Source organism: Sphingomonas sp. Sph1(2015) (assembly GCF_001970915.1).
Classification (GTDB): domain Bacteria; phylum Pseudomonadota; class Alphaproteobacteria; order Sphingomonadales; family Sphingomonadaceae; genus Sphingomonas; species Sphingomonas parapaucimobilis.
The window spans coordinates 1-7578 of sequence record NZ_MQUI01000081.1; the positions used below are offsets into that span (position 1 = coordinate 1).

General features: G+C 60.4%; 10 protein-coding genes. 7 read left to right on the forward strand and 3 right to left on the reverse strand.

The window, feature by feature from the left end:
- The first annotated feature begins 64 nt into the window (after positions 1-64).
- The gene (locus tag BSZ14_RS19785; protein WP_158069238.1) at positions 65-514 is read left to right on the forward strand and encodes a hypothetical protein; all 450 of its coding nucleotides are present in this window, start codon (positions 65-67) and stop codon (positions 512-514) included.
- Between the two features lie 274 nt (positions 515-788).
- Here the strand turns inward: BSZ14_RS19785 and BSZ14_RS18230 are convergent, their stop codons facing one another.
- Together BSZ14_RS18230 and mobQ are read right to left on the reverse strand one after the other, a co-directional pair.
- A complete protein-coding gene (locus BSZ14_RS18230; RefSeq protein ID WP_076711995.1) occupies positions 789-1322 on the reverse strand; it encodes a helix-turn-helix domain-containing protein in 534 nt (177 codons plus the stop codon).
- A gap of 352 nt (positions 1323-1674) precedes the next feature.
- Positions 1675-2739, reverse strand: a complete 1065-nt coding sequence (mobQ, locus tag BSZ14_RS18235; protein ID WP_076711996.1) for a MobQ family relaxase — start codon at positions 2737-2739, stop codon at positions 1675-1677.
- A gap of 224 nt (positions 2740-2963) precedes the next feature.
- On the opposite strand from mobQ, the gene BSZ14_RS18240 reads away from it, so the two are divergent.
- From BSZ14_RS18240 to BSZ14_RS18260, 5 genes are all read left to right on the forward strand, one after another.
- The gene (locus BSZ14_RS18240) at positions 2964-3233 is read left to right on the forward strand and encodes a mobilization protein (RefSeq protein ID WP_076711997.1); all 270 of its coding nucleotides are present in this window, start codon (positions 2964-2966) and stop codon (positions 3231-3233) included.
- Positions 3233-4126 carry a hypothetical protein gene (locus BSZ14_RS18245; RefSeq protein ID WP_076711998.1) on the forward strand — a complete coding sequence of 298 codons (894 nt, stop codon included), beginning with the start codon at positions 3233-3235 and terminating at the stop codon, positions 4124-4126. The genes BSZ14_RS18240 and BSZ14_RS18245 overlap by 1 nt, the downstream gene beginning before the upstream one ends.
- Complete coding sequence (locus tag BSZ14_RS18250) at positions 4123-4419, forward strand: hypothetical protein (RefSeq protein WP_076711999.1); 297 nt, start codon at positions 4123-4125, stop codon at positions 4417-4419. Before BSZ14_RS18245 ends, BSZ14_RS18250 begins: the two co-directional genes overlap by 4 nt.
- A 409-nt stretch (positions 4420-4828) precedes the next feature.
- On the forward strand, positions 4829-5905 hold the full coding sequence (locus tag BSZ14_RS18255; RefSeq protein WP_076712000.1) for a replication initiation protein: 1077 nt from the start codon (positions 4829-4831) through the stop codon (positions 5903-5905).
- Positions 5906-5982: 77 nt separating this feature from the next.
- Positions 5983-6426: a recombinase gene (locus BSZ14_RS18260; protein WP_076712001.1), complete on the forward strand. Its 444-nt coding sequence runs from the start codon at positions 5983-5985 to the stop codon at positions 6424-6426.
- A gap of 8 nt (positions 6427-6434) precedes the next feature.
- Here BSZ14_RS18260 and BSZ14_RS18265 read toward each other — a convergent pair whose 3' ends face one another.
- A complete protein-coding gene (locus tag BSZ14_RS18265) occupies positions 6435-6989 on the reverse strand; it encodes a recombinase family protein (protein WP_076712003.1) in 555 nt (184 codons plus the stop codon).
- 172 nt (positions 6990-7161) lie between these two features.
- Between BSZ14_RS18265 and BSZ14_RS19500 the strand changes: the two genes are divergently transcribed.
- Positions 7162-7500 carry a sigma factor-like helix-turn-helix DNA-binding protein gene (locus BSZ14_RS19500; RefSeq protein WP_139330534.1) on the forward strand — a complete coding sequence of 113 codons (339 nt, stop codon included), beginning with the start codon at positions 7162-7164 and terminating at the stop codon, positions 7498-7500.
- The last annotated feature ends 78 nt before the right edge of the window (positions 7501-7578 follow it).

Below are 7578 nucleotides of genomic sequence, written 5' to 3' on the forward strand. Positions count from 1 at the left end.
ATCTCAAGCAACAGTTTCTTTGGATCTCAGAAAAGCCAAAAAACGCTAATGCGGTAGATTTTAAATGAGCAAAGTCAGGGTAATAAACCCAATCAGCAACACAGATGTTTTTGGCATAGTCCCTGCCCTGACACTAAATAGCCAAAAAGATGGTATCATTAACACGGCTCAAGCGCCAATCCACCTTGTAGCTGGCAGACACATAGGACCTAATTCGGGATATGGCGTTGCTCATATATGGGCTGAACACGAAAAAGAAATTTTACAGGCCGGCTTTACAAGCCAGAATGACGTTCCAGCTTACGTTCAGAGAATCCTAACGGCTCCCGGCTTGATTTATTTTGAAGATCGAAAAATAAAGAGACTTAGAGTCAATACTGTTCGTATCGTGACCGGAACCGTTATTCTGGAATACGTAAGGACGGTGATTGATAAGGTAGAGACGCCTCACTGGACCGTCGTTACTGCGTATTCAAACACAAGAACCGCAGGTGTAGTCGTAGGCCAGATATAGAAAAAGCCGCCCGAGGGCGGCTTTTAGTGCGTCGCGCTAGCAGCGTTTCCTTAGCTTCGCCTCGCGGCTAGGGTCGGAAACCACCTTTAAGTGTCACGCGAAACAGACCTCGAGGCAGGTCTGCCATCCACATAAGCGAGCCAATTACCTCGTAAGCCCACTCAAAATGCTCTTTATGACGCACTCTCTCATGTAGTGAGCATTCCAGCCGAGTCAATAAAAAATTGAATCTGACTCAACCTGCAACCAGCCGCACCTCGGCCAACCCTCGCCCTTAGTCATCCAAATTTATGACGCGCTTAGGCTTATGCTGGGCGAGCCGCACTCTTTTAACCGGCTCGTCAGCCTCTGCCGCCGACGCCTGGGCATGCGCACCGCTATCCAGAAGCGCTCCTAATTTCTGCGCCTCATCCCGTTTGATCTTACGCTCGAACTCATTGGGAAAGGCTTTGGCGACCTCTCCGAGGAACCGGACCAAAGGCATCATGTCATAGGCGTTGGATGCGATCATGCCGCCCTGCTTACGCTTAACCCGTTTTATAAGATGGATCTCTTCCAGACGTGACACTGCACGCTGCGCCTGCCGATCGGAAATGCCGCACCTAACCGCTAGCGTTTTTAACGCTGGAAAGGGCATCTCATCTCGCGCCCACCATGCCCCGGTCAGCTCGATAAGGATCAGCAATTCCGCAGGGCTTAGACGCCTTTCCTCGTCCAAAAACTGGTTGAGCAGGAGCAGATAGTTAGGGACCTGGGCAAAGCCGCGCCCAGCTACGTCCGCTCCCCATTTTCCTACCATGTCCGCCATTGCACGCACCTTAAGATTGCGATATATCCATACGCCATTCTGGCTTACTATATATACACCATCAATTTATACGCAACGATATATACATAGGAAAACATACGAAGCTGACATATATTCATATCCCCATTGTTCCAGACAGGCGGATCGCAGTTCGCCAGCCAAAACCTAGCCCAATATTTTTTCTTGACATCCCTCTCGCCTGCGCTTATAGTTGGCAAACTCGGAATAGCGTGCGACCTCCTTGGTTTGGAGCGAGACGGCGTTAGGGTAGTAGGCGGGTCAAGATGCGCGCGCATCACGACACGGGACTGCCAAAATCCTGGCTGGCTAAAGGCTGGCTTATTCCGAGTTTCTAACGCCCAAAGCCGATATCCGGCCCGTCACGCCCACGCTGGCGGTCCAGCTCCTGCTCTCGCTGCCGATCGCGCCCACGCTGTCCTGGCTGATCCAGTTCGATCGCTGGCATCTGCTCGCGCCGGAGCGACTGGTCGAGCGCCGGCACCGCCTCGAACCCGTCGCCGGCATTGGTCTGCAACCCCGATCGCATCGCCCGTGCCGCGCCCTGGACAAAGCTCGACATGCCCTGCGCCGCCAACTCGGCGCGGTCGCGCACCCGCTGCCCCATCTCCTGCAGCCACTCCCGGCCGCGCTCGATGTAAAGGCCCAAGCCCCGCTTCTCTAGGATTGCCTCGTTCATCTGCCCGCGTGGGGTGACGGCGTGCGGTTCCTCGCCGGCCGCGATCTGCTCGCGCTCGGCGCGGCGCTCGATCGCGGCCGACGCATGGCCCATCTTCACGGTCGGCTCGATCTCCAGTCCCTGACGGGCATAGCTGCGATGATCAACCCGCTCGGCCACCTGGGCGTGTTCCAGCGCCTGGTTGACCATCCCCGCCCACCGCTCGCGGATCGCCTCCACCTCCACCGAGGCTGTCGAGCGCACGTCGAGCTGGCGCGTCTTGGCGCCCAGCCCTTCCGCGTCCACCATGCGCGTCGTCGTCATGACGTGCGCGTGGTGGTTGCGATCGTCGCCGTAATCATGGGGGGCGTGGATCGCCGCATCGACCGCCACCCCGTAGCGGTCCCGGATATCCTCCGCGAAAGCACGAACCAGGTCGCGGCGCTGGCCGGCATCCAGCTCGGCCGGCAACGCCAGTTCGTATTCCCGCGCCACCTTGGCGTCCTTGCGCTTCTCCGCCGCCTCTGCCGCATTCCACAAGGCGGAGCGGTCCTGCGCCCACTCCGCGCCTTCCGGGGCGACAATGAACGCATCCTCGACGCCGCCCCGCCGCGTGTAGTCGTGAACCAGGCCGTCACGCTCGTTTTCGAGGCAGACGCCAGCACGATACGCGACCGCCGCAACCGCGCTGCGCCCGGTCGAGCGCGACACCGATTTCACCGCCAGATGGTAGATCGCCATCGTCCGCGCGTGCCTTCTCAAACGTCGTCCAGCGGCATGACGCTGGTCGGGGTGTGGGGCCGAGGCCCCGCTGCCGCTTGCGGCATGGGTGCAGGGTTCCCCTGCCGCACGCATTACACGGTAATGCTAAAGTGCGCCCTTGTCTCCTATCGTCGTCTCGGGTGGCGTCGTTTGTTAGATTGCGCTATAGTCGCTCTGTTATCGTGCTTTCACGCGGAGAAGGTATGGCGGCACCGACACCCGAAGCCATCGAACTGGCCCGCAAACGGGTCGAGCAGGCCAAGGCCCGGCTCGATGCGCTCAACGCCCGTGTCGCTGCCGAAGGTCGTCGCCTCGACACCCGCCGCAAGATCATCCTGGGCGGACTGCTCATCGACGCCGCCAGTAAAGAACAGCGGTTCGCCGGCATCGTCTCCGAGCTGACCCACCGCATCAGCCGGGATCAGGACAAGAAACCGTTCGAGGGGTGGACGCTGCCCGGGGAGGATCGCTGATGGACCGCGATCGGGATGACAAACCCCGCCGTCTGCTCGAACAGGCGCGCCAGCTCCAGGATCAGGAACGCGGAAGGGGGAGGAGTCGTGGCGGGGACCGGGCCGATCCCCCGACCGGCAAGTTCGACCCGGCCGAGTTCGACATGCCCCCCGATCCGTCGCCCTCTGCCACCGATCGCGCGCGGGGTGCCGCCGACGCCGCCCAGGCGCACAGCTTCTTCTCCCACCTCGATACCAACATCCAGCGCATCCTCGCCGGTTTCGGCACCCTGCGCGACCTGGTGTCGGACGTGCGCGCCAGCCTCGCTGATGCCGCTGCTAGGGACGCCCAGCGTGCCGAGGCGGAGGAAGCCCGCGACAAGGCCATAGCAGCCCGCCTGATCGATCCTGATGCTCTAGCGGCCCATTCCAAGGCCGGAGCACGCCAGGGGGCCGCAGAAGCCTTCCTAGCGGCTGCTGCGGAGCTGAAACGCCAAGCAGAAGCTGACACTGCCGCACGCGCAGCCCTCAACGATCGCTTCGCTGCTGATGCCGCCGATCGCCGCGCCCATGAAACACGCCGGCGCCAGTGGGACAGGTGGTGGAACGGCGCGCTTGCCGGTTTCGCGCTGCTCGTGCCGATCGCCGGGGGTTACGGCTACTACCTGGGTAACGGGGCGGGCGAGGCATCGGGCTATGCCCGCGCCCGCGATGAGGTCGCCGCGGCGAGCTGGGCCAACACCACCAACGGCAAGCTCGCCCGCCGCATCGATCAGGCCAGCGAACAGACCATTCCCGCTATTGCCGCCTGCCCCAAGGATCATGGCTGGCACAGCGAGAAAGCGAACGGTCGCCGCTACTGCTACGGCACTAGCAGCACCGCCAAAATGATTAGCGGTTGGGTGCTGCCATGACCGGTGACGCGTCCACCCGCACCTGGCAACTCGTCATGGTCGGAGACGGCCTGCACCGCGTCACGGCCGAAGCACAGGCCGACATGGCGCGGCTGCTCGACCTCGATCCCTCCATCTCCCACCTGACCGTCGAAGTCGGCGACGATCGCGTCCACGTCGCCCGCGACTGGCCCAGCGACCGGATGGAGGAAGCCGATCGCCTAATCGATCGCATCGTCGCCTCGGGCGTGGCCGCGATCGTCGTCCACGATGGCAACGGCAAACCGCCTCGCCGCGTGACGACCGGCGAATGATGGTACGGTGCCCTCGCCCCGACTCCTCTCTCGCCAAGCCTGCGGCCGGTAGGCCGCCTCTGTGACGGCGTAGCCGGCACGCATCATCAGCGCATCGGCCGAAGGCCGATTCCGCTTGTCATCATACAACGCCAGCCTCGCGCGCCCGCGATGATTCTAGATTCTATTGATTCTATGATTCAGGATCGCTTGGCCTCTGATTTTAAACAAATAAATCGCTCGACCTACGATGAATGGGGTGCGCAGGTACGAGAAATGGGGTGCGGACCTACGAGAAATGGGGTGCCCAGCTACGAGAAATGGGGTTGGGGTGACCTGATCCAGAAATGAGGTACGAATAGACATTGCTTCGTAGCTCGTTTCTGACACACTTTGAGCTATGTCAGATGGTCCCTCCCTAGGTCGCACCATGAAAGCGGCTTCCACCGCATCGGTCCGAGACGGTCATGCCATCGTCAAAGCTGGTGAGTTCATCGAAGCTCGGTTTGGTGCTGGCACATCACCCTCCCTTGCCGCTCGCAAAACCTTGGCTCTCCTGATCGCCAAAGCTGCCGGCGAGGCGTGGCGACCAGGCTCGCATGTGATCGCCAAGCGTGAGCTGCGAGGTAGCCACAATGCTAACGATCGGATCCAAGACACCCTGGCCGAGCTGATGGATGTGAAATTCCAGATGTCTTCGACCTCGGCTCAGGGGCGGGCTGCTACCCTTACCGCTGCCCTGCTGGCATGGACCCTCAACGAACACGCAGAAGATGGACGAGCTACCGTCGAATGGGAGTTCACGGCACCAGCTCGGGCCATTCTGCAAGGGAGCGACTACTACGCCCGATTAAACCGGGCGGCGCTGCTGGCCTTCCGATCTAAATACGCCATCACCCTTTACGAGATGGGTTGCCTGCTCGCCGGCCGTCGCGAGCCTCGATGGTCAGGCACGATTGAGGAGCTGCGGGAGCGGGTTGGCGTGGCCCCTAAGACGTTGCTCAATTTTTCGGATTTCCGTCGCTTCGTCCTCGACCTTGCGAAAGCCGAAATCGATCAGCTCGCCGCCTTCACGATGGACTGGTCGGAAAAGCGCGGAGCGCGGGGCAAGATCACCCACGTCACCCTGACCTTCACCCCTAAAGACGACGACGCCACTGACGCCGCGGCCGATGAGGCAGGACGCCATAGCAGCGGTCGAAAAGCCCGCCGGGAAGGGACGACAGAAACCATCGTCGACACCGCCAGCCTCATCGCCTCGGCGGCTTCTCGGCTATCGGTTTCAGACACCCTGCGCTGGCCGGCCGACGATCAGGTGGACGAGTTCAAGACCCCGGAGCTTCATGCAATCGGAATGGCCCTAGGCGGTGGTCACTCCGTACAGCGACTGGCGGATCAGTATGCCCGCGTGCGCCCCGAACAGCGCCGTAAACTGGTAGGAGACGCTCTCAAGGCAGACTGGACGAAATGGGTTACGGGGTGTGCCACTAAGTGGGGCCGGGTCTAACCGTTTCGCCATCTGACCGTTTCTGCTAACGGTTAGCGGATCACATTTTGAAACGATCCGCAACAGGGACCGATAAGATGGCTTACACTCTCGGAGAAGCCGCAAAGGCGACGGGTATCAGCAAGGCCTCCATATCGCGAGCCATCAATAGCGGTCGGATTTCTGCGACAAAGAAGGATGACGGCTCTTTCTCGATTGAGCCGGTCGAACTGCACCGGGTGTACCCTCCCAAGTCAGCCGCACCAGTAACCGAAACGCCTTCTGAAACGCTACGCAACGGCAATGATGACACCCGTAACGGGTCGGATTCCAATGTGTTGCAGGCCCGTCTTGATGCTGCCTTGGAACAGTTGCGCGATCGGGACGGCACGATCGATGATCTTCGCCGTCGCCTCGATCAATCGGACGAGGAACGGCGGGAGGCTCAAGCCCGAGTGATCGGACTGCTGGCCGGACCCGGCCCCACAGAATCCAAACGCGGGTTCTTCGGTCGCCTGTTCGGCCGCACCGACGAAGGGTAGCGCGATCGTCACCCCTGCCGCCGCGAGAGCCGAGATATCGTGGCCTGATCGACCCCGAGCAGGGCCGCGACGGTGCGCTGGGTATCTCCCCTAGCAAGCCGCTGTAGCGCCTCGGCCTGCTGGTGGGGGGTAAGGGCCGCTCGCCGGCCGAACTTCACGCCACGGGCCTTGGCCTGGTCCCGACCGACAGCGGTGCGCTCAACGATCCGCTGACGCTCCCAGCTCGCCGCGATCCCCAACACGGCAATGACCACCTCGGCAAACTGCGAGGTGGTGTCCACCATCGGCTCCGCGATCGAGCGGAAGCCGGCCCCCGCCTCATTCACAGCATGGAGGATGTTCAACAGGTCGCGGGTGTTGCGGGCGAGGCGATCGGTGGCCGTCACCATCAGCACGTCGCCGGCATCGAGCGCGCCGATCGCGCGCTTGAGCCTGGGCCGCTCGGCCGACGCGGCGCTGGCCTTCTCCTGGTAGACCTTCACGCAGCCGGCGGCGAGGAGCTGGGCCACCTGCTGAGTGAGGTCCTGGCCGGTGGAGGAGACGCGCGCATAGCCGTAGATCATGCGATCGTTGTGCATCGGATATATGCATCACGGAAGCGCCCGGATTTCTGCGGTTTCCAGAATGATGCAGAACCTATGAGTTTTGCATCGCTTGCCACCGCATCGGAGCTGACTTGACAGCTCGCAGAGGTACAAACTAATTGGTTTCAACGAAACCTATTAGGAGGCTGCATTGGCAAAGCTTGTTCCTGCTCGGCCAGATAATTTGCTGTCCGCCCTTAATGAATTTAACGTCCGACCTACTGACACGTTTAAAATCACCGGGTCGGGTGGGGTAGTATCGATTCATAAAACTAAAAAGGACGGTCGGGTAGAATCTTTAAGGGTAAGAGCAAACGGTAGCTTTCAGCAGGCTACTAGATTCGATCCTAGCCAGATAAGCATTATCGAGCGCCGTGAGCTTGAGGTCGGGATGTATGCATCAGGTTTATCACAAGCCGAAATTGCTGATCTTCTCGGAATATCTCAAGCAACAGTTTCTTTGGATCTCAGAAAAGCCAAAAAACGCTAATGCGGTAGATTTTAAATGAGCAAAGTCAGGGTAATAAACCCAATCAGCAACACAGATGTTTTTGGCATAGTCCCTGCC